The following is a 25,533-nucleotide window of genomic DNA, read 5'->3' as shown; positions in this document are numbered from 1 at the left end:
TGCGTCGAGTCTAAGGCATGGGATTCAGTCGCGCGATCACTGGTACTGCGTCGCAAGGCATGGCCGGGCGCTAGACTGCACAACGATGTTCTACTGGCTGATGAAGTACGTCGCGATCGGCCCCATCGTCAAGGCGATCTTCCGCCCCTGGATCGTGGGCCGGCGCAACGTGCCGACGACGGGAGCGGCGATTCTCGCCAGCAATCATCTCTCGTTCGCGGACTCGATCTTCCTGCCGCTCATGATCGATCGTCCCATGTCGTTCCTCGCCAAGAGCGACTACTTCACCGGCCGTGGGATCAAGGGGTGGGCGACGCGCTTCTTCATGAAGGCCACCGGTCAGCTGCCCATCGACCGATCCGGTGGCAAGGCCTCGGAAGCCTCCCTGAACACCGGCCTGCAGGTGCTCGGACGCGGCGACCTGCTGGGCATTTATCCCGAGGGGACCCGCAGCCCCGACGGACGCCTCTACCGCGGCCGCACGGGCATCGCGCGCATGGCGCTGGAGGCCAGGGTCCCGGTGATCCCCGTCGTCATGGTCGACACCGACACGGCGATGCCGATCGGGCAGCGCCTGCCGAACATCGTCAGGGTCGGCATCGTGATCGGAGAGCCGCTGGACTTCTCCCGCTACGCGGGCATGGAGAACGACCGGTACATCCTCCGCTCCGTCACGGACGAGATCATGATCGCCCTGCAGCGACTGGGGGAGCAGGAGTACGACGACGTCTACGCGTCGACCGTCAAGGACCGCCTCCCGGCCCGCGTCACACGACGGTCCTGACGGCTCTGGCGGGGAGCGCCGCCCAGTAAGCTGGGGAGATGCCGAACCCGCATGACGCCGCTCTCGACGCATGGCGCTCCCTCCCGATCAAGCAGCAGCCGCAGTGGCCGGACGCCGAGCGCGTCGCCGAGGTCTCCGGCCAGATCGCGGCACTGCCTCCGCTGGTGTTCGCCGGCGAGGTCGACAACCTGCGCGATCGGCTCGCCCGCGCGGCCTCCGGTCAGGCGTTCCTGCTCCAGGGCGGTGACTGCGCCGAGACGTTCGCGGGTGCCACCGCCGAGCAGATCCGCAACCGGATCAAGACCGTGCTGCAGATGGCCGTCGTGCTCACCTACGGGGCGTCCATGCCCGTCGTCAAGATGGGACGAATGGCCGGGCAGTTCGCCAAGCCGCGCTCCAGCGACACGGAGACCAGGGGCGACGTGACCCTGCCGGCCTACCGCGGCGACATCGTCAACGGCTACGACTTCACCGAGGTCTCGCGTCAGGCGGACCCCGCGCGTCTGCTGCAGGGCTATCACACCGCCGCGTCGACGCTGAACCTCATCCGCGCGTTCACGCAGGGCGGCTTCGCTGACCTGCGCGAGGTGCACTCGTGGAACCGCGGCTTCGCCCAGAACCCGGCCAACCAGCGCTACGAGCGCATGGCGAACGAGATCGACAGGGCGATCAAGTTCATGGAGGCGGCCGGCGCCGACTTCGACGAGCTCAAGCGCGTCGAGTTCTTCACCGGGCACGAGGGTCTGCTCATGGACTACGAGCGCCCGATGACCCGCATCGACTCCCGCACGGACACGCCCTACAACACGTCGGCGCACTTCCTCTGGATCGGGGAGCGCACGCGCGACCTCGACGGCGCGCACATCGATTACTTCTCGCGCATCCGCAACCCCATCGGCGTGAAGCTCGGTCCCACCACGACCCCGGAGACGGCGCTGGCGCTGATCGACAAGCTCGACCCCGAGCGCGAGCCGGGCCGTCTCACCTTCATCACGCGCATGGGGTCGGGAAAGATCCGCGACGCGCTCCCGCCGCTTCTCGAGGCCGTGAAGGATGCCGGAGCCGCACCGCTCTGGGTCACGGACCCGATGCACGGCAACGGCATCACGACGCCGACCGGCTACAAGACGCGCCGCTTCGACGACGTCGTCGACGAGGTGCGCGGCTTCTTCGAGGCGCATCGCGCGGTCGGCACGTTCCCCGGCGGCATCCACGTCGAACTCACCGGAGACGACGTCACGGAGTGCCTCGGCGGCTCCGAGCACATCGACGAGGCGGATCTCGCGACCCGCTACGAGTCGCTGTGCGATCCTCGCCTGAACCACATGCAGTCCCTCGAGCTGGCGTTCCTCGTGGCCGAGGAGCTCGAGTCCCGCTGAACCGACTGAGGACGTCCCGCCGTTCTGCGCAGGGACGTCCTAGAACGTTCCGCCGATCGTGAGCTCGATCGTGGCGCCCTTGCGCTGCGGTTCCGTGGGCGACTGCGCTTCGACGCGGGTGCTCTCGTTGGCGGGGAAGTCCCAGAAGCTGTTGTAGGAGTAGGTGAAGCCGGCGTCGTCCAGGGCCTTCTTCGCCTCGTCCCTGGTCATCCCGACCACATCCGGCACCTCGAACAGCTCTGGTCCCTTCGAGACGATCAGGGTGGCCTCGTCGCCTGGACGCCACAGGCCCTCCTCGGCCCGGTCCTCGATGCCGATGACGTCGCCGTCCGCGATGTCGTCGCTGAAGCGCAGGCTCGGCTCCTCGGTGACCACGAGGCCCTTGTCGGTGAGGGTCTTGGTCGCCTGGTTCACCGTCATGCCCGTGACGTCGGGGACCTCGCCCAGCGAGACCTGGATCGTCGCTGTGTCGTCCTCGAGGACCTCGCAGCCCTCTCCGCACGCGTACGCGTCGCCGCCGGCCCGGGGAGTGATGCGCACGTTGAGGACGGAGCCCTCCGGCACATCGCTGGAGAAGTACGTCTCGTCGTCGGTGACGTTGAGCTTCGCGCCGGTGAGGATGCTGCGGACGTCCTCGGCGCTCTGACCGGCGAGCGGGTCCAGCGTGTGCGCGGCCGGCCCGGTGGAGATCACGACAGTGACCTCGGTGCCCTTGTCCAGGCGCTGCCCCGGTTCGGGATCGGTGCGGATGGTCTGACCGGCGTCGACGTCGATCGAATCCGCCTCGGCGCGGACCGCGACGAGCTCGTGCTCGGCCAGTTCGGCCTCGGCGGCCTCGAACGTCAGACCCGCGACATCGGGGACGGCGACCAGCGACCCGGGTCCGGATCCGAACCACCAGCCCACTCCACCGGCGACCGTAGCGAGCAGCAGGACGAGCGCGAGCAGGAAGGCTCCGCGGGCGCGGCGGCGCGACGCGCGCCGCCGCAGGAGCGTCGCGTTGTCGACCTGCTGGGCGACCGGGCCCGTCGGGTCCGCGATCACGGCGGTTCCCGGAAGTACCTTGGTCACGTCCCCGGAGTCCAGCTGCGAGCGCGCGGGAGGAGAGGTCGCCGCGGCGACTTGAGGGGCGATGCCGAGATCCTGTTCGATCTCGCGGAGCCGGTTCAGCATCGCCTGCGCGTCGTCGGGACGCTCCTGCGGGGAGCGCTCGGTCGCCCAGAGCACGAGCTCGTCCAGCGGCTCGGGGACGCCGGGATTGCGCACGCTCGGTCGCGGCACCGACTCGGTCGCATGCTGGAACGCGATCTGCATGGGCTGCTCGCCCTTGTACGGCTGCTCGCCGGTGAGCATCTCGTAGAGCATGATGCCCAGCGCGTAGATGTCGCTGCGGGCGTCGGCGGTGCCGCGCGTCACGAGCTCCGGCGCGAGATACGCGATGGTGCCGAGGAGCTGCGCTCCCGTCGCGGTGTTCGCCGTGGTGGCCCTGGCGAGGCCGAAGTCGCCGATCTTGATCCGGCCGTCCTCGGCGAGCAGCACGTTCTCGGGCTTGACGTCGCGGTGCACGATGCCCGCGCGATGCGCGGCGGCCAGACCGGACAGCACCGCGTCCATGATCGTGATGGTCTGCGGGATGGTGAGCCGGCGCTGTTCGCGCAGCAGCTCACGCAGCGTGATGCCGGGCAGGTACTCCATCACCAGGTAGGCCAGCTCGCCGTCCTGGCCCTGGTCGAACACGTTCACCACGTGAGGATCGGCCAGGCGCGCGGCCGCGCGCGCCTCCTGGATGAACCGGCTCTGGAAGTTCGAGTCGTCGCTGAGGTGCGCGTGCATGACCTTCAGGGCGATGCGGCGCTCCAGGCGCAGATCCGTGGCGACGTACACCGTGGCCATGCCGCCGCGGGCGATCCGGGCGCGGACACGATAGCGACCGTCGACAAGCCGCCCGATGAGGGGGTCGGCCTGCTGATTCGTCGTCACGAAGAAAGTCTACGGAGAACAGCCTGCAAGCTCGGGCAACGGCGCACCCCTGCGGCGATACGCGCGGCTCTGCGGGGTCACCCGTACTGGGCCAGCCATCGGTACGCGGCCTGCTCCCACTGCCCGTACCGCTCGGGGAAGGCGGAGTTCTGCACGGCCTGCGCCGCGTCCGTGAAGCGCATGGACTCCCAGCCGTCGATGTCGAGCAGTCCATGCGTCATCGTGCCGTCGGCGTTGGTCGTGCCGGTGTAGAAGGCGCGGATCGCGTAGTCGCGGTGCCGGATCTGCTCGGCGGTGCCCCACCCGGTGCTCGGCCGCTGCTGGAACAGGCCGAGCGAATCGCGATCGCCCCAGTCGAGGTTGCGCAGCCAGGATTCCACCATGCTGGTGGCGAGGGCGATGGCGATGCCGCGATCCGAGACGCCGAGGTCGCGGCCGATCCGGATGATCATGGCGGCGTTCTCGGCCTGAGGCGCGTTCAGCTCCGCGGTCTTCTGGCCAGTGTTCGAGGTCGCCGCCACGGTGGCGGAGCCGGGGATCGTGAGCTTCTGGCCCGGATAGATGATCGACGAGCGGGACAGGCCGTTGGCGGCGAGGACGGCGCTGATCGTGGTGCCGTGCTTCGCCGCGATCCCGGTGATGGTGTCGCCCGCCGCGACCGTGTGGCTCGTCGACGAGCTGCTGGGCGCGGGCGCGGGAGCAGGGGCCGGGGTGGATGCCGGTGCCGATGCGGCCGAGCCCGCGACGCGGATCTTCTGACCGGGGTAGATGATGGAGGAGCGGGACAGGCCGTTGGCGGCCAGGACGGCGTCGATCGTGGTGCCGTACTTCGCGGCGATGCGCGTGATCGTGTCGCCGGCGACGACGGTGTGGGTCTGCGTCTGCGGGGCCGGGGCCGAAGTCGCCGGCGCCGCGGGTGCGCTGGGAGCGGTCAGCCGCAGCACCTGCCCCGGACGGATCAGCGCGTTCGCGCCGAGCCCGTTCCACGACAGCAGGTCCGCGGAGCGCAGGCCGTACCGCTTCGCGATCGCCCACACGGTGTCACCCGAGCGCACGGTGTGCGTGGCGGGGGTCGGAGCAGCGGCAGGAAGGGTGCGGGAGCCGAGGACATGGACCCCGTCGAGGGCTCCCGTCACGGTCCCGGCCGCCGAGGCCGGTGCGGCGGTGAGCGTGCCCGCGAGCGTGCTCAGAAGCGCGGCCGGCACTCCCACCCGCAGGTGGCGGGTGCGGCGTCGCATGGTCTGCTGGATCAAGGTTCCCCCCTTAAATCGCCGAATCCACGCTGACACGGATGTATACGTAAGTCAACAGAAGTGGAGAATGTGACTGTTGTGACGAATGAGGCGACATGCATCTCCCGCCCCAAGGTGAGATAGTGAACAACGTGTCTGAGACTGCCCCCGAAGCGACCCCCACCGACTGGCTGACCCTGCCCGATCTCGTCGAGGTCCTGGGGGAGACCCAGAGCCGTGTGCGCCGCCTGATCGATGAGCATCATCTGATCGCCTCGCGTCGTACGGGCGTGCTCGCGGTCCCTGCGGTCTTCATCGTGGACGGGCATCCGCTCTCGTCCCTGCGGGGGACGATCATCGTGCTGCAGGACGCCGGATTCACGGACGACGAGATCATCGACTGGCTCCTCGCCGAGGAGGACACTCTGGGACGCGCCCCGATCGCCGCGCTGCTGGACGGGCACAAGAGCGAGGTGCGGCGCATCGCGCGCACGCTCGCCTGATCAGGCGACGCGTGCCGTCGCGGCTCGTGCGAGGTCGCGCAGCTCTCCGACCGCCGCATTGTCGAGCTTCGCACCGCTGAGTGCTCGGTCTGCCGTCTGCGCATAGTCGGAGATCAGCGTCTCGACGCGATCCAGCGCGCCGCTGTCGCGCACGGTGGACTGCAGAGCCGCGATCTGATGGTCGTCGAGGTCGGGATCGCCGAGCATCTCGTCGAGCAGGGTCCGAGCCGGCGACGCCAGGCGCTCGCGCGTGAAGGCGATGAGCACGGTGCGCTTGCCCTCCCGCAGGTCGTCGCCGCTGGGCTTTCCCGTGAGAGCAGGGTCGCCGAAGACGCCCAGGACGTCGTCCCGCAGCTGGAACGCCATGCCGAGCGGCATGCCGAACCGCTCCAGGGCCTCCTGCTGAGGCAGGTCGGCGCCGGCGAGCAGCGCCCCGAGCAGCAGCGGCTGCGCGACGCTGTAGCGAGCGGACTTGAAGGACACCACGCGCAGTGCGCGCTCGGCGTGCTCGGCGAACGGATTGACGCTCCACGCGGACTCCTCGGCGATGTCGAGGAACTGCCCGGTCGTGACATCCCGGCGCATCCGTCCGTACTCGGCACGCACGGCCGCCGCGTTCGGGTGCTGCGCCAGCGCCTGCTCGAGCAGGTCATCGCTCCACGCGACGAGGAGGTCGCCGAGCAGGATCGCGGAGGCGCGTCCGAAGTCCTCGGCGTCTCCGCTCCACCGCGCGGCGACATGCTCCGCCTCGAGCGCGCGGTGCGCGGCCGGCCGCCCGCGGCGCGTGTCGGAATTGTCGATGAGGTCGTCGTGCACGAGCGCCGCGGCCTGGAACACCTCGAGGGAGGCGCACAGCTGCCACAGCGCCTCGGGTTCCGCGGCCCGCCGATCGGCGGCTCGCGCGACCGCGCTCCAGCCGGCGTGGCAGAACCGGGCACGCAGTCGCTTGCCGCCGCTCAGCGTCCGTGCTGCGGCCTCGATGAAGCGGCGCCCTTCCGGTCCGTAGTCGCCGGCTTCGGCGCGCATCCGATCGAGGAAGAGGTCGAGGGCGCGCGAGACGGCGTCGGTGACGGAGGAGGTCGAGGGCACGGCTCCAGCCTACGGCGACGATGCGAAGACCTCTCAGCCGATCTCTAGCCTCTGGCCCTGCGCACGAGTAGAATGAAGGACACGAAACCCGAGGGGGACGGAATGCCACTGTCCGAACAGGAGCAGCGTCTGCTCGACGAGATGGAACGCCATCTCCTCAAGAACGACGCAGACGTCGTCAGCGCGCCGTCCGGAGACCGCGTGCTGAGCTACCGGAACCTCGTCTACGGCGCGGTCCTGCTGCTCGTCGGCATCGGGGCGCTGGTCGTCGGCGTCGCCCTCGCCGGAGAACTCGGCGCCTTCGCCGTCGTCATCGGCGTCATCGGCTTCCTGGCCATGCTCGGGGGCGTCATGCTCGCGGTGACCCCGGTGCGTCGTGCGCCCGGCTCGGCGCCCAAGGCGCCGCGGCGCAAGAGCGACGCCGCCTCGGGCGGGTTCATGGACCGTATGAACGATCGCTGGGATCGCCGCCAAGAGGGCCGCTGACCCCACTTCTCTCCACTTCGAAGAACCCGGATGCTCTGAGCATCCGGGTTCTTCGCGTTTCCGGAGCCGGTGAGCTCTCCGGGCCTCCACCTGCCCTCCACCGGCACTCCACTTCCCTCCACCGCTGATTCCTCCCCGTGTTTCCGCGGATCCCTGGCGTTCGCGTTGGCGCGGATCGCCGCGGTCTGTCATGATCCTTGGGTTTGGTCGTAGGAATGTGGAGGAAAGTGGAGTAAAGTGGGGCACACCTCGAGTTGGCCGGACGAAGAGGGGGTGAAGGCCGATGCTGCTGGGGACGCACTCACCGAAGCTCGACGACAAAGGTCGGGTCATCCTGCCGGCGAAGTTCCGCGAGGATCTGGCCGGCGGCATCGTCGTCACCCGCGGACAGGAGCGCTGCCTGTACGTCTTCAGCACGGCCGAGTTCGAGCAGATGCATGAGCGGATCCGGCAAGCGCCGCTCAGCAACAAGCAGGCCCGCGACTTCCTGCGCATGTTCCTCTCCGGGGCGAGCGCCGAGATGCCCGACAGCCAGAACCGCATCACCATCCCGGCGCACCTGCGTCAGTACGCGGGGCTCGAGAAGGAGCTCGTCGTCACCGGTGTCGGCGCCCACGCCGAGATCTGGGATGCCGCGGCCTGGAACGCCTACCTCGAAGGAAACGAGGAATCGTACGCAGAACTGGAGCAGGAGGTGATTCCGGGATTGTTCTGACCTCGACTGTGATGCCCCGCCGCTCCCGCCCCGACACACTTCCCCGGTGCCGGGTCGAGAAGCGGAGGGGGATCAGAGTCGAAGGTCTCCCGAAGACATCATGAGCATCCGCGACATCCACACCCCGGTTCTCCTGGAGCGCTGCGTCGAGCTGCTGGCCCCCGTGCTGGCGCACGACGGCGCCGTGCTCGTCGACGCCACGCTCGGCATGGGCGGTCACGCCGAGGCGTTCCTCGAGCGCTTCGAGAACATCCGCCTCATCGGCCTCGACCGCGACACCGATGCGCTGCGCATCGCTTCGGAGCGGCTCGCGCGCTTCGGCGGGCGCGTGTCGTTCGTGCACTCGGTGTACGACGAGATCGGCCTGCATGCGCAGGGCGCGGACGGCATCCTCTTCGACCTGGGCGTCTCGTCCCTGCAGCTGGACGAGGCGGATCGCGGGTTCGCGTACTCCCAGGACGCCCCGCTGGACATGCGGATGGATCAGACCAAGGGCACGACCGCGGCGGAGGTGCTCGCCACGTACAGCGAGGGCAACCTGCGGCGCATCTTCGAGCGCTACGGCGAGGAGAAGCTCGCCGCGCGGTACGCCCGCTTCATCGTCCAGGCGCGGCAGAGCGCGCCGCTGGAGCGCTCCGGGCAGCTCGTCGACCTGCTGATCGCCGCGACGCCCGCAGCGGCCCAGCGGGCCGGTCACCCCGCCAAGCGGGTGTTCCAGGCGCTGCGGATCGAGGTCAACTCCGAGCTGAGCGTGCTGGCCGACGCGATCCCGTCGGCCATGGACGCCCTGAGCATCGACGGCCGCATCGTGGTGATGTCGTACCAGTCGCTGGAGGACCGCCTCGTCAAGCAGGCGTTCGCCGCGGCATCCGCCTCCACCGCTCCGGCAGGGCTCCCCGTGGAGCTCCCCGAGCACGCACCGCGGTTCCGGATGCTGACCAAGGGCGCCGAACTCGCGGGTGAGGAAGAGCGCGCGCGCAACCCGCGCGCGATCCCGGTGCGTCTGCGCGCCGCCGAGAAGCTGAGGGAGCGGTCATGAGCGCCGAAGCCACCGCACGTCTGCTGCCCGCACCGAGTGCTCCGGCCCGTGAGGAGCGCGGACACCGCCTGCGTCCCGTCGAACAGCCGGCTCCTCGACGCCGGCCCAAGCTCGCCTACGCGCTCGTCGCCCTGGCCGGCGCGGCGGTCATCGCCGCGGTGCAGATGGGCCTGACGCTCGCGACGACGCACGACTCGTTCGTCCTCGCCGACCTGAAGTCCGAGCAGCGCTCGCTGACCCTCGAGACCCAGGCGCTCGAGGAGCAGCTCGCCGGCACGACCTCTCCGCAGGCGCTCGCCACCAAGGCGAGCGAGCTGGGCATGGTCGTCGCAGGCAGCGCGTCCTACCTACGCCTCAGCGACGGGGCGGTGGTCGGCGCGGCCGACGGAGCCGACTGGACCTCGACGGTCGACCCGAACGGTCCCGGTGCGGTCGCGAACTCGCTGCTGGTGGACCAGAAGGCGACCGAGGCGGCGGCATCGGCCGAATCCGCGACCTCGACCGAGTCCACCACTCCGCAGCAATCCGACACGCCGCCGGCGATCACCGAGGGGCTCCCGACCCCGAGCACACACTGAGACAGGAGAGATGATGACGACGCGAGCAACCCGTGGTCCCCGTCGGCGCACCGTCGTCGCCCTCGCCGTCGTCCTCTCCGTCCTCGCGGCGTTCGTGGTCCGGCTCGTGGACATCCAGGTGGTCAACGCCGATGACCACGTGGCCGACTCGCTCGACATCGGCAAACTGGGCCTGACGACCACGATCGAAGGCAACCGCGGGAGCATCGTCGACGCGAACGGCACCGTGCTCGCCGCGAGCACGCTCGTCTACGACGTGCAGCTGTCGCCGTCGCTCATCGCGATCGTCGACGACGAGGACAACAAGAACCCGCCGAAGTACCTGTGGGCCGAGGCCTCCGACCGGATCGCCGCGATCATCGGCACCACCGGGGAGAAGCTGCGCGCGGATGTCGCCGCTGATCTCGAGAAGAACCCCGAATCGCAGTACCTGCCGCTCAAGACCGGTCTCAACACCGCGCAGTACCTGGAGCTGAAGGAGCTCAAGGACGCGGGGCTGTCCTACCTCGCCATGAAGTCCCGGAGCGTCCGCGTGTATCCCAACGGCGCCGTCGCCGGGACCATGGTCGGATTCGTCAACGGTGCGGGCGAGGGCCAGTACGGCGTCGAGCGGATGGCCGCGGAGTGCCTGGCGGCGACGGACGGCGAGCAGACCTACCGTCGCGGCGAGGACGGCGTCGTGATCCCCGGCAGCGAGACGACGACGGAAGCCGTGGACGGCGGCACCGTGCAGCTCACGCTCAACAGCGACCTGAACTGGTATCTGCAGCAGATGATCGCCGAGGAGGCCCAGCGGCAGGGCGCACAGAGCGCGACCGTGACCGTCGTCGAGGTGAAGACCGGCAAGATCCGCGCAGCGGCGGAGTGGCCCTCGGTGGACCCGAACAACGTCGACGGCACACCGCAGGACTACTGGAAGTCGCAGATCTTCTCCAAGCAGTTCGAGCCGGGATCCACGTTCAAGGCGGTCACGGCGGCAACCATCATCGATCAGGGCGTCGCGGACTGGTCCACCAGCGTCACGGCGGACAGCCGCGAGTACTTCGACAACGGCGCCGAGATCAACGATCCGTTCTCGCATCCGCGCTACGAGTACACCCTCGCGGGGGCACTGATCGACTCGTCGAACGTCGCGCTCTCGAAGTACGGGACCATGGTCTCTCCCGAGGTGCGACACGACTACCTGGAGAAGTTCGGCGTCGGCCAGAAGACGGCCGTGGACTTCTACGACGAGCTCTCCGGCGTGCTGCATCCCGCCAGCGAGTGGGACAACCAGTCGCTGTACACCACGACGTTCGGTCAGCACTTCACGATCACGGCGGCCCAGCTGGCGAGCACCTACCAGACCTTCGCGAACGACGGCGAGCGCATCGACCTGTCCCTCATCGAGTCCTGCACGAAGGCCGACGGCACGGTCGTCGAGGCGGACGCGCCCGAGCACGAGCAGGTCATCAGCGAGAGCACAGCGGCGCAGGTCCAGCGCATGCTCGAGAACGTCGCCGTGCAGGGCGGGCTGTCCGAGCGGATCGAGATCCCGGGCTACCGCATCGCCACCAAGACCGGTACGGCCCAGACTCCGGACGGACACGGCGGATACAAGTCCGGCATCTTCGACGTGAGCATCGTCGGGTACGCTCCGGCGGAGGATCCTGAGTACGTCGTCGTGGTGACGATGGACGAGCCGACTAAGCTGAGGACGTCTGCCGCCACCGCCACAGCCTTCCAGAAGGCGATGACGCAGGTGCTCAAGACCTATCGGGTCAAGCCGTCCACAGAACCCATGGACGAGCTGCTGCCCAAGTTCAAGTAAGCCGGCCCACCCGCCGCGCGTGGAGAAGTCATGATCGCCCTGTCCCTCGCCGAGATCGCCGCTGTCCTGAACGGGGAGCTGCGCACGTTCGGCGAACACACGCCGGAGAGCATCGTCGACGGCGTCGTCGACACCGACTCCCGCCAGATGGGCCCGGGGAGCGTGTTCGTCGCCAAGCCCGGTGCCACGACCGACGGCCACGCGTTCGTCGGGCAGGCGCTGCAGCGCGGCGCCGTCCTCGCGATCGTCGAGAGCGCCGTCGACGAGCCGATCAGTCAGATCGTCGTCGCCGATGCGGTGGCCGCGCTCGCGGACCTCGCGCGCGAGGTGGTGGCGCGCGTCCGCGCCATCGGGCATCTCCGCATCGTCGGCATCACCGGTTCCAACGGGAAGACGACCACCAAGAACATGCTCGCACGCATCCTCGAGGGCGAAGGGCAGACCGTCGCGCCGATCAACTCGTACAACAACGAGGTCGGCGCCCCTGTCACCATGCTGCGGGTGAACGAGGACACCCGGTTCCTGGTGAGCGAGTTCGGCGCCAGCGCGCCGGGGCGCATCGCCCACCTCGCCGGCCTCGTCGAACCCGATCTCTCCATCGTGCTCATGGTCGGCATGGCCCACGCCGGAGGCTTCGGCGGCATCGAGGAGACCGCCAAGGCCAAGTCCGAGCTCGTCGCGGCGACCCGCCGGGGCGGGACGACCGTCCTGAACATGGACGACCCCCGGGTCGCGGCCATGCGCGCCGTCGCCGACGAGCGGGACATCACCGTGATCGGCTTCGGGCAGACGGCGGCGGCCGACGTGCGCGCGAGCGAGGTCGACGTCTCGGCATCCGGAACCCGGTGCCTCGTGCATGCGGACGGCGAGGAGCCGCGGCCGCTGGAGCTCAAGGTCCTCGGAGCGCACCACGTGTCCAACGCCCTCGCCGCCGTCTCGGCGGCACGCGCGCTCGGCGTCCCCACCGCCACCGCCGTCGCGCGGCTGGAGACCCTCGAGATCGCCGAGCGATGGCGCATGCAGCCGATGGGCAACGACGACGTCCGCATCATCAACGACGCGTACAACGCCAGCCCGGACTCGATGGCCGCAGCCCTGCGCACCCTTGCCCAGATCACCGGCCCCGCCGAGCGCACGGTCGCCGTCCTGGGTGCGATGAGCGAACTGGGCGAGAGCGCGGGGGAGGAGCACGACCGCGTCGGTCTGCTCGCCGTCCGGCTGAACATCCAGCGCATCGTCGTGGTCGGCCCCGAGGCGCGCCGGCTGTACATCTCCGCCATCGGGGAGGGCTCCTGGGACGGCGAGGCGGTGCACCTGCCGGATCAGGACGCCGCGTTCGAGTACCTGGAGAGCGAGCTGCGACCGGGGGACCGGGTGCTCGTCAAGTCGTCCAATTCCGTGGGGCTCCGGCACCTCGGTGATCGTCTGGGAGAATTGTTCTCGTGAGGTCCCTGCTTATGGCGGCGGCGATATCGCTCGCCTTCACGCTCTTCCTGACCCCCGTCTTCCTGCGGCTGTTCCGCAAGTGGGGCTGGGGGCAGGTGATCCGCACCCCCGACGCGATCGAGAACCCGAGTCACGAGGCCAAGCGCGGCACCCCGACGATGGGCGGCGTGATCTTCATCGTCGGTACCATCGTGGGTTATTTCACCGGCATCTACGCCGGCGGGAGCGAGCCGACGATCTCAGCCATGCTCGTGCTGTGGCTCATGGTCGGCTTCGGCGCGGTCGGATTCATCGACGACTACATGAAGGTGCGGTCGCAGCGCAGCCTCGGGCTCTCCGGCTGGCGCAAGATCGTCGGCCAGCTCATCGTGATGATCCCGTTCGGCATCTTCGCGCTGAACTTCCCCAACGACTTCGGCAACACCCCGGCCAGCGGATTCGTCTCACTGTTCCGCGACATTCCGTGGCTGAACCTCTTCGCGGGAGGCGTGATCCTGGGGTGGGCGCTGTACCTGCTCTGGATCTCGGTCATCGGCGTCGCGACGTCGAACAGCGTCAACCTCACCGACGGGCTGGACGGCCTCGCAGCCGGCGCCGGCGTCTTCGTGGTCGGCGCGTACAGCCTCATCACGTTCTGGCAGTTCAAGCAGGTGTGCGGCGAGGACATCGATCCCTCCGTGCTCTCGGCCTGCTACGAGGTGCGCGATCCGTTCAGCCTCGCCATCGTCGGGGCCTCGTTCGCCGCCGGCCTCATCGGATTCCTCTGGTGGAACGCGCCCAAGGCCAAGGTCTTCATGGGCGATGTCGGTTCGATGGCCATCGGCGGCGTCATCACGGCCATGGCGATCCTCAGCCGCACCGAGCTGCTGCTCCTCGTCATCGCGGGCATCTTCGTCCTGTCGTCCGGCTCGGTCATCCTGCAGCGGGGGTACTTCAAGATCACCCGCGGCAAGCGACTGTTCCTGATGAGCCCGTTCCACCACCATCTGGAGATGCGCGGCTGGCCCGAGGTCACGATCGTGGTGCGCCTGTGGATCATCGCAGGCCTCCTCGCGGTCTCGGCGGTGGGACTGTTCTACGTCGAGTGGTTGAGCCAGCTCGATGGCTGACGCGCGCCTGGACGCTCTGACCAGCTGGCACGCGGACTGGGCCGGTCTGCGCGTCGCCGTGCTCGGCCTGTCGGTGACCGGGTTCTCGGTCGCGGACACGCTCACGGAGCTCGGCGCCGAGGTCCTCGTGCTCTCGGAGAGCGCGACCGAGGAGTACGAGCGGCTTGTGCCGGTCATCGGAGCAGCTCTGGAGATCGGACCGCTCGACGCGGTGCCGGAGGCGCTCACGGCTTTCGGTCCCGACGTGGTGATCGCGTCTCCCGGCTTCCCGCCATCGCATCCCGTGATCCGCTGGACGCAGCAGGAGGGCGTCGCCTTGTGGGGCGATGTCGAACTCGCCTGGCGCGTGCGCGACAAGGTCCTCCGCGAGGACGGCACGCCGGCGGACTGGGTGCTCATCACCGGCACGAACGGCAAGACGACGACGACGCAGCTCACCGCCGCGCTCCTCGTCGACGGCGGGCTCCGGGCCGCACCGTGCGGCAACATCGGCGTCCCCGTCCTGGACGCGGTCCGAGACCCCGGCGGCTTCGACGTGCTCGTCGTGGAGCTCTCCAGCCACCAGCTCTGGTATCTCGGACAGAGCGCGCCGGCGGCCGAGCTCTACCCGCACTCCACGGTCTGCCTGAACCTCGCCGACGACCACCTCGTCTGGCACGGCAGCGCGCAGGCCTATCGCGACGCCAAGGCGATCGTCTACCGCAACACCCGCGTCGCCTGCGTGTACAACAAGGCGGATGCCGCGACACGCGTCATGGTCGAAGAGGCCGACGTCGTCGAGGGCGCCAGGGCGATCGGATTCGACCTCGGCGTCCCTGGGCCGAGCGATCTCGGCATCGTGGATGGCATCGTCGTTGACCGCGCTTTCTTGGACGATCGCGCGCGCAGCGCCCTGGAGCTCACGACGGTCGCCGAGTTGGAACGTGCCGGGCTGTCCGCCCCGCACGTCGTGCAGAACATCCTCGCCGCGAGCGCGCTGGCGCGCTCGCTCGGTGTCGAGCCCGAGGCGATCGCCAGGGCGCTGGCGGCGTTCCGCATGGACTCCCACCGCATCCAGGTGATCGCGACGCATCGCGGCATCACATGGGTGGACGACTCCAAGGCGACGAACCCGCATGCGGCGGCGTCCTCCCTGCGCGCGTACCCCGGCGCCGTATGGGTCGTCGGCGGCGACCTGAAGGGCGTCGACATCGCCGAGCTCGTGGCCGATGTCGGGCCCACCGCGCGCGCGGCCGTGGTGATCGGCGTCGAGCGGGCGGAGGTCGTCGCGGCATTCGCACGACACGCGCCGGCGGTGCCCGTGTTCGAGGTCGTCACTGGCGACACTGGAGAAGTCATGAACCGCGTCGTGGAGATCGCGACCGGGATCGTCGATGGGGAGGGCACGGTCCTGCTGGCCCCCGCCGCGGCATCCTTCGATCAGTTCTCCAGCTACGCGGATCGCGGCCACCGCTTCGCCGAGGCGGTGCAGAGCTGGATCGATCGGGGGAGCGCCGATGACGCAGGTGGCTCGCCCGAAGCGCACTGAACCCGGATCCGCAGGCCTCGCGGCGCGCGTCTCGCTGGGGCGGCTGTTCACGCCGCCGTCCACCGAGTTCCTGCTGATCGCCTCCGCGGCGCTGCTGCTGACGGCGTTCGGACTCGTCATGGTGGTCTCCGCCACCGCCGCGGTCGAGAGCGGCACGATGGACACGGCCATCAAGCAGGGCCTGTTCGCGCTCGTCGGCATCCCGATGATGTTCCTGGTCAGCCGCATGCCCCTCGACTGGCTCAAGAGGCTCGCCTGGCCGGCGCTGATCCTCGCGACGCTCATGCAGCTGCTGGTGTTCACTCCGCTCGGTGTCGATTCCGGAGGAAACCGCAACTGGATCAAGGTCGCCGGCTTCACCCTGCAGCCCTCGGAGTTCCTCAAGCTCGCCCTCGCCCTGTGGATCGCCTATGTGCTGCTGCGCAAGCAGACCCGACTCGCGGTCTGGCACCACGTCTTCATCCCGGTCGTGCCGGTGTCGTTGCTGGTGATCGGCTCCGTCATGGCCGGCGACGACCTCGGAACCGCCATGGTGCTCGTGCTCGTGCTGCTGGCCTGCCTGTTCTTCTCCGGCGTGAAGCTGCGCCTGTTCATCCTGCCGCTGCTGATCGGAGCCGGAGGCGTGCTCTTCTACGCGCTCTCCAGCGACAACCGCATGAAGCGCATCACGGCGCTGTGCGCGAACGTCGATCCGAGCGTGGACACCACGGCCTACACCGGCATCTGCTATCAGGCCATCCACGGCTTCTGGGGAATGGCGACCGGGGGTGTCTTCGGCCTGGGCCTGGGCAACTCGCAGGAGAAGTACGGCTGGCTGCCGGCCGCGGCGAACGACTACATCTTCGCCGTGGTCGGCGAGGAGCTCGGGCTCATCGGCTGCCTCGTCGTCATGGCGCTGTTCACGGTCTTCGCGGTGGGCGCCTTCCACATCATCCGCAAGACGGACGACCCGTTCGTCCGTGTCGCCGCGGGCGGGATCACGGTGTGGATCATCGGGCAGGCGCTCATCAACATCGGCGTCGTGATCGGCGTCTTCCCGGTCATGGGCGTGCCCCTGCCGTTCATGTCCCAGGGTGGAACGGCGCTGCTGTCCGTGCTCCTCGCGTGCGGCGTGCTGCTGGCCTTCGCGCGCACGATCCCCGCAGGCGAACGGGGTAAGGTCACCAGGTGACCACGTACCTGCTCGCCGGCGGAGGAACCGCCGGACATGTGAACCCCCTGCTCGCCGTCGCGGATGGACTGCGCGCGCGCGACGCCGCAGCGGACCTGCTCGTCCTCGGGACCGCCGAGGGGCTCGAGGCGCGGCTGGTCCCCGAGCGCGGCTACGAGCTGCTCATCGTCGACAAGGTGCCGTTTCCCCGCCGGCCGAACGCGCAGGCGCTGAGGTTCCCGTCCCGGTTCCGTCGCGCGATCCGCCAGGCGCGGGACCACATCCGCGCGCACGGCGTCGACGTCGTGATCGGCTTCGGCGGGTACGCCGCCGCTCCTGCGTACATCGCTGCGCGTCGTGAGGGAGTGCCGTACGTCATCCACGAGGCCAACGCCAAGCCCGGCCTCGCCAACCGGCTGGGTGCCGGACGCGCCGCGGCGGTCGGCGTCGCCTTCGACGGGACGCCGATGCGAGACGCCGATGTCGTCGGCATGCCTCTGCGCCGGGAGGTCATCGAGCTCGACCGTGCGGCCGCCAGGACCGAAGCCGCGCAGGCGTTCGGGCTGGACGCCGACCGGCCGGTGCTGCTCGTCTTCGGGGGCTCGCTCGGAGCTCAGCGCCTGAACGACGCTCTGGCGGACTCCTGGCAGGACGTGCTGGACGCCGGATGGCAGCTGCTGCACGTGACGGGGGAGCGCAGCGACCTCGCAGACCCGGGAGCACCGGGGTACGTCCTGCGCCGCTACGTCGACCGGATGGACCTGGCGTTCGCGCTGGCCGATCTCGTCGTCTCCCGCTCGGGCGCGGCGACGGTGAGCGAGATCAGCGCTCTGGGCCTGCCGGCGCTGTACGTGCCCTATTCGGTCGGCAACGGGGAGCAGCGGCTGAACGCCGCCTCCGCCGTCGCGGCCGGCGCCGCGGTTCTCCTGGACGACGCCACGTTCTCCGGGGACACCGTCCGCGAGGTCGTGGTGCCGCTGCTCGGCGATGCCGACCGCATCCGGGCGATGGCGGACGCCGCCGAACGCGTCGGAACCCGTGCCGGCACCGAGAACGTCATCGCCCTCGTCGACCGGGCGCTGGCCACCGCGAACTAAACTGAGAACGACATGATCAGACCTGACCTCACCCTCCCGATCCCGGAGTCCATCACCGCCGCGCACTTCATCGGCATCGGCGGCTCGGGCATGAGCGGGCTCGCGAAGATGTTCCTGGATGCCGGGATCCGCGTGTCCGGTTCGGACCGGGCCGACAGTGACAACCTGCGTGCGCTGGCGGATGCCGGGGCCACCGTCCACGTCGGCCACGACGCCGCGCACCTGGGCGACGCGGACACCGTGATCCACACCGGGGCGATCTGGCCGGAGAACCCCGAGTTCCTCCTGGCCAAGGAGCGCGGACTGCATGTCATCCACCGCTCTCAGGCGCTGCACTGGCTGATCGGCGCGCGCCGGCTCGTGTCGGTCGCTGGTGCCCACGGCAAGACGACCTCCACGGGCATGATCATCACGGCCCTCCGCGAGCTCGGCGCCGACCCGAGCTTCGTCAACGGCGGCGTGATCGAGCAGCTCGGCGCCTCCAGCGCGACGGGATCCGACGACCTCTTCGTCATCGAGGCGGACGAATCCGACGGCACGTTCCTGCTGTACGACACGGCCGTCGCGCTCATCACCAACGTCGACCCCGACCACCTCGACTTCTACGGCTCGGACGACGCGTTCCACGACGCGTTCATCCGGTTCGCGGATGCCGCGACCGAGGCCGTCGTGATCTCCAGCGACGATCCCGGAGCGCTGCGGGTCACCGCCGGCCTGTCGCACCGGAACGTCATCACCTTCGGTCTCGCGGCGGACGCCGACCTGCGCATCACGGACATCGACACGCAGGGCCCCGTCAGCGCCACCCTGACGCGCGGCGCGGAGTCTGTCCGTCTCGTGCTCGCCGTTCCGGGCGCCCACAACGCCGTCAACGCCGCCGGTGCCGTCGCGGTGCTGATGGCGCTCGGGCACTCGCTGGCGGACGCAGCGCGTGCCCTGGAGGGCTTCGCCGGCACCGTGCGCCGTTTCGAGCTGCACGGGGTCGAGCGCGGCGTGCAGGTGTTCGACGACTACGCCCACCACCCGGCCGAGGTCAAGGTCGCGCTCGAGACCGCGCGCAGCGTCGCCGGCTCCGGACGCGTCATCGCGATCCAGCAGCCGCACACGTACTCCCGCACGCAGCACATGTTCCGCGAGTTCGCCGAGGTACTCGAGCAGGGCGCCGACCACACCGTCATGCTCGACGTGTACGGCGCGCGTGAGGACCCGGTCCCCGGCGTGACCGGCGAGCTCGTCAGCGGTGCCTTCGCCGATCAGGGCAACGTGCGTTACGTCGCCGACTGGCAGCAGGCCGCCGACTACACCGCGAGCATCGCGCGCGAGGGGGACTACGTCATCACGCTGGGATGCGGGAACGTCTACCAGATCATCCCGCAGGTGCTCGACGCTCTCCGGCGGACCCCAGGGGACTGACGCATGCGTCGGCCTGCGCCCCTCCCGAGCACACCGGAGAAGCCCGAAGCGGCCGAGCAGCCGGTGCGCCGCCCACGCGTACCGCGCGACGAGGAGGCCGGGGCCGTCGTGACCCCGATGGCGCCCGCGGATGACGACGCCTCCGCCGAGGAAGCCGTCGACGGCATCCGGGACCAAGACGGCCGGCCGCTCACCCAGCGCGACGTCTGGCGGGCGGCGCGAGCACGGCGGAAGGCGCTCAAGAGCGAGATCCGGCGTTTCACGCAGCGCTCGCGCCGGCGGCGGATGATCTGGATCGGGAGTCTCGGCGCGCTCGTGCTTCTGGTCGGAGCGACGGCGCTGGCCGCGTACAGCCCGCTGTTCGCGGTCGAGAAGGTCACGGTGGTGGGGGCGTCGACGCTCGATCCCGCGGCGATCGAACAGGCGCTGGCCGATCAGGTCGGCACGCCGCTGGCGCTCGTCGACGCGAGCGAGGTGAAGGCCGCGCTGGTGGCCTTCCCGCTCATTGAGACGTACGCGCTCGAGGCCAAGCCGCCGCACGAGCTCACTGTTCGCATCGTGGAGCGCACCCCGGTCGGAGTGATCTCCTCCGACGCCGGCTACACGCTGGTCGATGCCGCCGGCGTCGCACTCGCGACGACGGACGCGCAGCCCGAGGGGCAGCCGATCCTCGACATCGAGGGCGGTACCGGTACGCCTGCCTTCGAGTCCGCCGGGCTCGTGGTGCGCTCGCTCCCCGCGGACCTGCGCGGTCAGCTCACGCGCGTGCAGGCCTCGTCCCCCGACGACGTCACGCTCACGCTCGGGGACCGGACCGTCGTGTGGGGGAGCGCGGAGGAGTCCGCGCTCAAGGCGTTCGTGCTGTCCAAGCTCGTCGCGACGAACCCCGACGCCCGGACCTTCGACGTCACCGCGCCGAACGTCGGCATCGCCGGCTGACACCCCGTTCCCGTCCGCGCGGTGCGGGATTGCGAGACACGCGCGTGTCGTTGCGCGTGCACGCCGAACGGGCGCATACCTTCGATCAAGAGAACGCAATACCGGGAAATACTTTACACCTCTAGTTGAGGTTTAAGGTTCACATCCTCGCAGGACAGATTTCCAGGCTCGACATATCGGAGGCCGGCCATGAGCCAGAACCAGAACTACCTCGCCGTGATCAAGGTCGTCGGCGTCGGCGGTGGCGGCGTCAACGCCGTCAATCGCATGATCGAACTCGGCCTGCGCGGTGTCGAGTTCATCGCCGTCAACACCGACGCGCAGGCGCTGCTCATGAGCGACGCCGACGTCAAGCTCGACGTGGGGCGCGAGCTCACCCGGGGTCTGGGCGCCGGAGCCGACCCGGAGGTCGGCCGCCGCGCCGCGGAGGACCACGCCGAGGAGATCGAGCAGGCGCTCACCGGCGCCGACATGGTCTTCGTGACCGCCGGCGAGGGCGGTGGCACCGGAACCGGTGGCGCTCCCGTCGTCGCGCGCATCGCGAAGTCGATCGGCGCCCTCACGATCGGTGTCGTCACCAAGCCGTTCTCCTTCGAGGGCCGCCGCCGCCAGAGCCAGGCCGAGGCGGGCGTCGCCAAGCTCAAGGAAGAGGTCGACACGCTCATCGTCGTGCCGAACGACCGGCTCCTGGAGATCAGCGACCGCGGCATCTCGATGATCGAGGCGTTCGCGACCGCCGACCAGGTGCTCCTCGCCGGTGTCCAGGGCATCACGGACCTCATCACCACCCCCGGCCTGATCAACCTCGACTTCGCCGACGTCAAGTCGGTCATGCAGGGTGCGGGTTCCGCGCTCATGGGCATCGGCTCGGCGCGCGGAGCGGATCGCGCCATCAAGGCCGCCGAGCTCGCGGTGGAGTCGCCGCTGCTCGAGGCCTCCATCGAAGGAGCGCACGGGGTGCTGCTGTCGATCCAGGGCGGTTCGAACCTCGGCATCTTCGAGATCCACGATGCGGCCGACCTCGTCAAGGAGGCCGCGCACCCCGAGGCGAACATCATCTTCGGTACCGTCATCGACGATACGCTCGGCGACGAGGTGCGCGTGACGGTGATCGCGGCCGGGTTCGACGGCGGCGAGCCGTCGCTGCGCCTCGACCCGACGTTCCTCTCCCGTCCGGAGCCGCTGCCCGAGCAGGCGGTCGCGGAGGAGAAGAGCATCGAGGTGCCGGTGGCCGAGGAGAAGAAGGAGCCCGTCGCTCCGATCTCGGCGACCAGCAGCTATGAGCCGGCGTTCGCCGACGACAGCGACCTCGACATCCCCGAGTTCCTCAAGTGATCCCGGGGACGACCGCACGATGACCCTGGCGGCACGGCTGTCGGCGATCGACGAGCAGATCGCCGACGCCGCGCGCCTGGCGGGTCGGGATGCCGCGGACATCACGCGCATCGTCGTGACGAAGTTCCACCCGGCCTCCCTTGTCCAGGAGCTCTCCGCCCTCGGCGTGACGGACGTGGGGGAGAACCGTCAGCAGGAGCTCACGGCGAAGCGCGCGGAGCTCGCGGATCTGCCGATGCGCTGGCACTACATCGGTCAGGCGCAGACGAACAAGGCGTCCGCCATCCGCCGCTCGGCGGACGTGGTGCACTCGGTGGACCGGGATCGGCTCGCCGATGCGCTCGACCGCGCGGCGGAGGGGGACGACGTGCTCGACGTCCTCGTGCAGATCAACCTGACAGAGGATCCCGGACGCGGCGGCGTGCAGCCCGACGGGGCCCTCGCCCTCGCGGACCGCATCGCGAACCTGCCGTCCCTGCGCCTGCGCGGAGTGATGGCCGTGGCTCCTCTGGACGAGGCGCCCGCCTCCGCGTTCGCCCGCCTGCGCTCCGTCGCGGATGCCGTGCGCGCGCAGCATCCCGACGCGTCCTGGATCTCGGCGGGCATGACGGCCGACTTCGCCGAGGCCATCGTCGCTGGCGCGACACACCTGCGGATCGGCTCCGCAATCACCGGTCCTCGCCCTGTGCGGGGATAACCTCGAATCAGACCAGCCCCAGACGTTCGAACACCGGAGGACACGATGGGAAACCCGCTGAAGAAGACCATGGTGTATCTCGGCCTCGCCGACGAGGAAGAGGTCTACCAGGAGGAGACGCCCCAGGCGCCCGCTCGTGCGCACCGCGAACGCGACCGCGAGGTCGAGGAGCAGGCCCCGGCGCCCGTCACTCCGCTGCGTCGTCCCGTGGCGGTGCGCCAGCCCGCCGCCGGCGCGGTGAACGAGATCCTCACGGTGCACCCCAAGCAGTACCGCGACGCGCAGCTGATCGCCGAGAGCTTCCGCGAGGGCGTTCCCGTGATCATCAACCTGTCGCAGATGTCGGATGCCGAGGCACGCCGCCTCATCGACTTCGCGAGCGGTCTCTCCCTGGGGCTGTACGGTCGGATCGAGCGCGTCACCTCGAAGGTGTTCCTGCTCTCGCCGGAGAACATCGCGGTCTCCGGTCACGGGGGCATCGCGCACGCGGACGCCGAGTCCGCAGCCTTCGACCACGCGTAACCCGTGGGCTCGCTGGTCTCCGTCATCGCCGGCATCGTTCATCTGGTGCTGCTGCTGTACATCTTCGTGCTGTTCGCGCGGCTGATCCTCGACTACATCCCGCTCTTCAACCGGGAATGGCGTCCCCGCGGGTTCGGGCTGATCGCGGCCGAAGCCGTCTACACCGTCACGGATCCGCCGATCCGGTTCTTCCGCCGGATCATCCCTCCGCTGCGCATCGGCGGGCTCTCGCTGGACTTCGGATTCGCCCTGACGATGTTCGTCGTGCTCATCCTCATGGCGATCGTCCGCGCCATCGGCGGCGCGGCCGCCTGATCCCCATATCAGCGCCACGCGGAACGCGCACCGTCGCGACGCACAGGCACGGGGACTATGCTTGGCTCCCAGGTGCGCGCCCCGGGTACGCGCCGGAAACACACCGCGCCATCGTCGAAGTACTGGCAACCGAACTCATCGAAAGAGGAGCCACCCCATGGCACTGACCCCGGATGACGTCGTCACCAAGCAGTTTCAGCATGTCCGCTTCAAGGACGGCTTCGACCCCGACGAGGTGGACGACTTCCTCGACGAGATCGTCGTCGAGTGGCGCAAGGCCCTCGAGGAGAACGCGGAGCTGAAGGCCAAGCTCGCCGCCTACGAGTCCGGCGAGAAGGCGCCCGCCGCCGCTGTCGTCTCCGAGGTCCCGGCGCCCGTCGTCGCGACGCCGGCACCCGCGGCTGCGGGCGAGCCCGCCGCCACCACGACCACCGCCGGCATCATCGAGCTGGCGCAGCGCCTGCACGACGAGCACGTCGCGGAGGGCGAGGCCAAGCGCGCCCAGCTCATCGCCGAGGCGGAGACCGAGGTCGAGAAGATCCGCAGCGAGGCCGCGGCCAAGCAGCGCGAGGAGTCGGCCCGTCTCGAGCGCGAGCGCAACACGCTCGAAGCCCGCATCACGGAGCTGCGCAACTTCGAGCGCGACTACCGCACGCAGCTGCGCGGCTACATCGAGGGTCAGCTGCGCGACCTCGATGAGAAGTCGGCGTCGAACGACTCGACGCCGGTCTCGGCAATCGGCCTCTGAGGCGCCCCTTGTCAGGACGTCGTCCCCTTCGTCGGTCGGCGGCCGGCGCGATCGTCGCGGTTCTCGCGATCATCGTGCTGGCCGCCGATCAGTACGTGAAGCACCTCACGGTCGAGAACCTGCCCTACGCGGAGCCGGTCCCGGTCCTGGGGGACTTCCTCCAGCTCTACTTCGTGCGCAACCCCGGCGCCGCGTTCTCGATCGGCAGCGACTACACCTGGATCTTCACGATCGCGCTGAGCGTCGTGGCAGGGATCATCATCTGGAAGGCCTTCGGCCTGCGGTCGCGCCTGTGGGCGGTCGTCCTGGGCTGTCTTCTCGGCGGGGTGCTCGGCAATCTCACCGATCGCTTCTTCCGGGAGCCCGGCTTCGGCATCGGGCAGGTCGTCGACATGATCTCGATGCCCTGGATGATGCCCGCGATCTTCAATGTCGCCGACATCTTCATCGTCACGGGAATGATCTCCGTGGCGCTCCTGGTCGTCCTGGGCCTGCGCTTCGACGGCACGCGGGAACGCGATCACGAACAGGCGGCGAAGGAGGCCGCGGCAGCCGAGCAGCGCGCCGAGGCCGCGGAAGCGGATGCGGCGGACACGGCGGACGCCGAGGTCGTTGACGCCGCGGACGAGGCCGATCTCGATCGCCCCGCCGGTGCGGACCGGCCGGCGTCGTCCGGCACGGCCTCCTGATCGTGGAGTCGAGGAACCTTCCGATCCCTGACGGGCTCGACGGGGCGCGCGTCGACGCGGCGCTGGCCAAGATGCTCGGCTTCTCCCGCACGTTCGCGGCCGAGGTCGCTGAGGCGGGCGGCGTGAGCGTCGACGGGGTGACGCTGGGCAAGTCCGATCGCCTCCGCGCCGGCGGGTGGCTGAGCGTCGAATGGGCTCCCAAGGAAGAGCCCCGCATCGTGCCGGTGGAGGTGCCCGAGCTCGGGATCATCCACGACGACGACGACATCGTCGTGGTCGACAAGCCGACCGGCGTCGCCGCGCATCCGTCTCTCGGGTGGGCGGGACCGACGGTCCTCGGCGCTCTCGCCGGAGCGGGTTTCCGTATCGCGACCAGCGGTGCGGCGGAGCGCGCGGGTATCGTGCATCGCCTGGACGTGGGCACGAGCGGCCTCATGGTGGTCGCCAAGACGGAGCGCGCCTACACGCTGCTCAAGCGCGCCTTCAAGGAGCGCACGGTGGACAAGATCTACCACGCCGTCGTCCAGGGGCATCCGGATCCTCTCGCCGGCACCATCGACGCCCCGATCGGACGCCACCCGAACCACTCCTGGAAGTTCGCCGTCACACCCGAGGGCAAGGACTCGGTGACGCACTACGAGACGCTGGAGGCGTTCCCGGGAGCCTCGCTGTTGGAGATCCACCTGGAGACCGGCCGGACGCACCAGATCCGTGTGCACATGGCGGCGCACCGGCATCCGTGCGTCGGGGATCCGCTGTACGGCGCCGACCCGACCACCTCGGCCCGGCTCGGCCTCACTCGGCAGTGGCTGCATGCGCACCGGCTCGCCTTCGAGCATCCGGCGACCGGCGATCGTGTCGAGTTCGCGTCCCCGTACCCTGCGGATCTCGCCCACGCTCTGGAGATGCTCCGCGGCGATTGACGCGGATGCTACTCTGACCTCGGGCGG

At 69.5% G+C, this 25,533-nt stretch carries 25 protein-coding genes; 22 read left to right on the top strand and 3 right to left on the bottom strand.

Annotated elements, in window-relative coordinates; translation table 11 throughout:
* Window positions 1–85: 85 nt before the first annotated feature.
* Complete coding sequence (locus KYX17_RS06255) at window positions 86–784, top strand: 1-acyl-sn-glycerol-3-phosphate acyltransferase (RefSeq protein WP_243226049.1); 699 nt, start codon at window positions 86–88, stop codon at window positions 782–784.
* Window positions 785–822: 38 nt separating this feature from the next.
* Window positions 823–2,163, top strand: coding sequence for a class II 3-deoxy-7-phosphoheptulonate synthase (locus KYX17_RS06250; protein ID WP_243226048.1), 1,341 nt, complete (start codon window positions 823–825; stop codon window positions 2,161–2,163).
* 39 nt (window positions 2,164–2,202) lie between these two features.
* On the opposite strand, the gene pknB is transcribed toward KYX17_RS06250, so the two are convergent.
* On the bottom strand, window positions 2,203–4,143 hold the full coding sequence (gene pknB, locus KYX17_RS06245) for a Stk1 family PASTA domain-containing Ser/Thr kinase (protein ID WP_243226047.1): 1,941 nt from the start codon (window positions 4,141–4,143) through the stop codon (window positions 2,203–2,205).
* Window positions 4,144–4,220: 77 nt separating this feature from the next.
* Window positions 4,221–5,396 carry a LysM peptidoglycan-binding domain-containing protein gene (locus tag KYX17_RS06240; protein WP_243226046.1) on the bottom strand — a complete coding sequence of 392 codons (1,176 nt, stop codon included), beginning with the start codon at window positions 5,394–5,396 and terminating at the stop codon, window positions 4,221–4,223.
* 131 nt (window positions 5,397–5,527) lie between these two features.
* Here KYX17_RS06240 and KYX17_RS06235 point away from each other — a divergent pair, with 131 nt between their 5' ends.
* On the top strand, window positions 5,528–5,878 hold the full coding sequence (locus KYX17_RS06235; RefSeq protein WP_243226045.1) for an Rv2175c family DNA-binding protein: 351 nt from the start codon (window positions 5,528–5,530) through the stop codon (window positions 5,876–5,878).
* On the opposite strand, the gene KYX17_RS06230 is transcribed toward KYX17_RS06235, so the two are convergent.
* The gene (locus tag KYX17_RS06230) at window positions 5,879–6,967 is read right to left on the bottom strand and encodes a polyprenyl synthetase family protein (RefSeq protein WP_243226044.1); all 1,089 of its coding nucleotides are present in this window, start codon (window positions 6,965–6,967) and stop codon (window positions 5,879–5,881) included.
* 102 nt (window positions 6,968–7,069) lie between these two features.
* On the opposite strand from KYX17_RS06230, the gene KYX17_RS06225 reads away from it, so the two are divergent.
* From KYX17_RS06225 to KYX17_RS06135, 19 genes are all read left to right on the top strand, one after another.
* Complete coding sequence (locus KYX17_RS06225) at window positions 7,070–7,453, top strand: DUF3040 domain-containing protein (protein ID WP_243226043.1); 384 nt, start codon at window positions 7,070–7,072, stop codon at window positions 7,451–7,453.
* Between the two features lie 283 nt (window positions 7,454–7,736).
* Entirely contained in the window at window positions 7,737–8,168 is a 432-nt protein-coding gene (mraZ, locus tag KYX17_RS06220; protein WP_243226042.1) for a division/cell wall cluster transcriptional repressor MraZ, read from the top strand.
* Window positions 8,169–8,268: 100 nt separating this feature from the next.
* Window positions 8,269–9,207 (top strand): 16S rRNA (cytosine(1402)-N(4))-methyltransferase RsmH, encoded by a 939-nt coding sequence (rsmH, locus tag KYX17_RS06215; RefSeq protein ID WP_243226041.1) that lies wholly within the window; start codon window positions 8,269–8,271, stop codon window positions 9,205–9,207.
* A complete protein-coding gene (locus tag KYX17_RS06210; RefSeq protein ID WP_243226039.1) occupies window positions 9,204–9,785 on the top strand; it encodes a hypothetical protein in 582 nt (193 codons plus the stop codon). The genes rsmH and KYX17_RS06210 overlap by 4 nt, the downstream gene beginning before the upstream one ends.
* A 13-nt stretch (window positions 9,786–9,798) precedes the next feature.
* The gene (locus KYX17_RS06205; RefSeq protein ID WP_243226038.1) at window positions 9,799–11,595 is read left to right on the top strand and encodes a penicillin-binding protein 2; all 1,797 of its coding nucleotides are present in this window, start codon (window positions 9,799–9,801) and stop codon (window positions 11,593–11,595) included.
* Between the two features lie 30 nt (window positions 11,596–11,625).
* On the top strand, window positions 11,626–13,041 hold the full coding sequence (gene murF, locus KYX17_RS06200) for a UDP-N-acetylmuramoyl-tripeptide--D-alanyl-D-alanine ligase (protein WP_243226037.1): 1,416 nt from the start codon (window positions 11,626–11,628) through the stop codon (window positions 13,039–13,041).
* Window positions 13,038–14,150, top strand: a complete 1,113-nt coding sequence (gene mraY / locus KYX17_RS06195; RefSeq protein ID WP_243226036.1) for a phospho-N-acetylmuramoyl-pentapeptide-transferase — start codon at window positions 13,038–13,040, stop codon at window positions 14,148–14,150. Before murF ends, mraY begins: the two co-directional genes overlap by 4 nt.
* On the top strand, window positions 14,143–15,678 hold the full coding sequence (gene murD, locus KYX17_RS06190; RefSeq protein ID WP_243226035.1) for a UDP-N-acetylmuramoyl-L-alanine--D-glutamate ligase: 1,536 nt from the start codon (window positions 14,143–14,145) through the stop codon (window positions 15,676–15,678). The genes mraY and murD overlap by 8 nt, the downstream gene beginning before the upstream one ends.
* Window positions 15,647–16,849, top strand: coding sequence for an FtsW/RodA/SpoVE family cell cycle protein (locus KYX17_RS06185; protein WP_243226034.1), 1,203 nt, complete (start codon window positions 15,647–15,649; stop codon window positions 16,847–16,849). The genes murD and KYX17_RS06185 overlap by 32 nt, the downstream gene beginning before the upstream one ends.
* Window positions 16,846–17,925, top strand: a complete 1,080-nt coding sequence (locus KYX17_RS06180; protein WP_243226033.1) for a glycosyltransferase — start codon at window positions 16,846–16,848, stop codon at window positions 17,923–17,925. The genes KYX17_RS06185 and KYX17_RS06180 overlap by 4 nt, the downstream gene beginning before the upstream one ends.
* A gap of 12 nt (window positions 17,926–17,937) precedes the next feature.
* The gene (gene murC / locus KYX17_RS06175; RefSeq protein ID WP_243226032.1) at window positions 17,938–19,338 is read left to right on the top strand and encodes a UDP-N-acetylmuramate--L-alanine ligase; all 1,401 of its coding nucleotides are present in this window, start codon (window positions 17,938–17,940) and stop codon (window positions 19,336–19,338) included.
* Between the two features lie 3 nt (window positions 19,339–19,341).
* The gene (locus KYX17_RS06170; protein ID WP_243226031.1) at window positions 19,342–20,277 is read left to right on the top strand and encodes an FtsQ-type POTRA domain-containing protein; all 936 of its coding nucleotides are present in this window, start codon (window positions 19,342–19,344) and stop codon (window positions 20,275–20,277) included.
* Window positions 20,278–20,466: 189 nt separating this feature from the next.
* Window positions 20,467–21,612 carry a cell division protein FtsZ gene (gene ftsZ, locus KYX17_RS06165; RefSeq protein ID WP_243226029.1) on the top strand — a complete coding sequence of 382 codons (1,146 nt, stop codon included), beginning with the start codon at window positions 20,467–20,469 and terminating at the stop codon, window positions 21,610–21,612.
* Between the two features lie 19 nt (window positions 21,613–21,631).
* Entirely contained in the window at window positions 21,632–22,309 is a 678-nt protein-coding gene (locus KYX17_RS06160) for a YggS family pyridoxal phosphate-dependent enzyme (protein WP_243226027.1), read from the top strand.
* Between the two features lie 45 nt (window positions 22,310–22,354).
* Window positions 22,355–22,831: a cell division protein SepF gene (locus KYX17_RS06155; protein ID WP_243226026.1), complete on the top strand. Its 477-nt coding sequence runs from the start codon at window positions 22,355–22,357 to the stop codon at window positions 22,829–22,831.
* A 3-nt stretch (window positions 22,832–22,834) separates the two neighbouring features.
* The gene (locus KYX17_RS06150) at window positions 22,835–23,146 is read left to right on the top strand and encodes a YggT family protein (RefSeq protein ID WP_243226024.1); all 312 of its coding nucleotides are present in this window, start codon (window positions 22,835–22,837) and stop codon (window positions 23,144–23,146) included.
* A 157-nt stretch (window positions 23,147–23,303) separates the two neighbouring features.
* On the top strand, window positions 23,304–23,894 hold the full coding sequence (locus KYX17_RS06145; protein WP_243226022.1) for a DivIVA domain-containing protein: 591 nt from the start codon (window positions 23,304–23,306) through the stop codon (window positions 23,892–23,894).
* Between the two features lie 8 nt (window positions 23,895–23,902).
* Window positions 23,903–24,583 (top strand): signal peptidase II, encoded by a 681-nt coding sequence (lspA, locus tag KYX17_RS06140; RefSeq protein WP_249223122.1) that lies wholly within the window; start codon window positions 23,903–23,905, stop codon window positions 24,581–24,583.
* Window positions 24,584–24,585: 2 nt separating this feature from the next.
* Window positions 24,586–25,506: an RluA family pseudouridine synthase gene (locus KYX17_RS06135; RefSeq protein ID WP_243226021.1), complete on the top strand. Its 921-nt coding sequence runs from the start codon at window positions 24,586–24,588 to the stop codon at window positions 25,504–25,506.
* Window positions 25,507–25,533 lie beyond the last annotated feature (27 nt).

The organism is Microbacterium sp. CIAB417 (assembly GCF_022788845.1).
Note: the sequence above shows the minus strand (reverse complement) of the source record. Positions and strands in the feature narration are given on the sequence as shown.

Excerpts from the sequence above, each read along its gene's own strand:
- KYX17_RS06255 (WP_243226049.1), top strand. The coding sequence starts at position 86 with ATGTTCTACTGGCTGATGAAGTACGTCGCGATCGGCCCCATCGTCAAG.
- KYX17_RS06250 (WP_243226048.1), top strand. The coding sequence starts at position 823 with ATGCCGAACCCGCATGACGCCGCTCTCGACGCATGGCGCTCCCTCCCG.
- KYX17_RS06225 (WP_243226043.1), top strand. The coding sequence starts at position 7,070 with ATGCCACTGTCCGAACAGGAGCAGCGTCTGCTCGACGAGATGGAACGC.
- mraZ (WP_243226042.1), top strand. The coding sequence starts at position 7,737 with ATGCTGCTGGGGACGCACTCACCGAAGCTCGACGACAAAGGTCGGGTC.
- rsmH (WP_243226041.1), top strand. The coding sequence starts at position 8,269 with ATGAGCATCCGCGACATCCACACCCCGGTTCTCCTGGAGCGCTGCGTC.
- KYX17_RS06210 (WP_243226039.1), top strand. The coding sequence starts at position 9,204 with ATGAGCGCCGAAGCCACCGCACGTCTGCTGCCCGCACCGAGTGCTCCG.
- KYX17_RS06205 (WP_243226038.1), top strand. The coding sequence starts at position 9,799 with ATGACGACGCGAGCAACCCGTGGTCCCCGTCGGCGCACCGTCGTCGCC.
- murF (WP_243226037.1), top strand. The coding sequence starts at position 11,626 with ATGATCGCCCTGTCCCTCGCCGAGATCGCCGCTGTCCTGAACGGGGAG.
- murD (WP_243226035.1), top strand. The coding sequence starts at position 14,143 with ATGGCTGACGCGCGCCTGGACGCTCTGACCAGCTGGCACGCGGACTGG.
- KYX17_RS06185 (WP_243226034.1), top strand. The coding sequence starts at position 15,647 with ATGACGCAGGTGGCTCGCCCGAAGCGCACTGAACCCGGATCCGCAGGC.
- murC (WP_243226032.1), top strand. The coding sequence starts at position 17,938 with ATGATCAGACCTGACCTCACCCTCCCGATCCCGGAGTCCATCACCGCC.
- KYX17_RS06170 (WP_243226031.1), top strand. The coding sequence starts at position 19,342 with ATGCGTCGGCCTGCGCCCCTCCCGAGCACACCGGAGAAGCCCGAAGCG.
- ftsZ (WP_243226029.1), top strand. The coding sequence starts at position 20,467 with ATGAGCCAGAACCAGAACTACCTCGCCGTGATCAAGGTCGTCGGCGTC.
- KYX17_RS06160 (WP_243226027.1), top strand. The coding sequence starts at position 21,632 with ATGACCCTGGCGGCACGGCTGTCGGCGATCGACGAGCAGATCGCCGAC.
- KYX17_RS06155 (WP_243226026.1), top strand. The coding sequence starts at position 22,355 with ATGGGAAACCCGCTGAAGAAGACCATGGTGTATCTCGGCCTCGCCGAC.
- KYX17_RS06145 (WP_243226022.1), top strand. The coding sequence starts at position 23,304 with ATGGCACTGACCCCGGATGACGTCGTCACCAAGCAGTTTCAGCATGTC.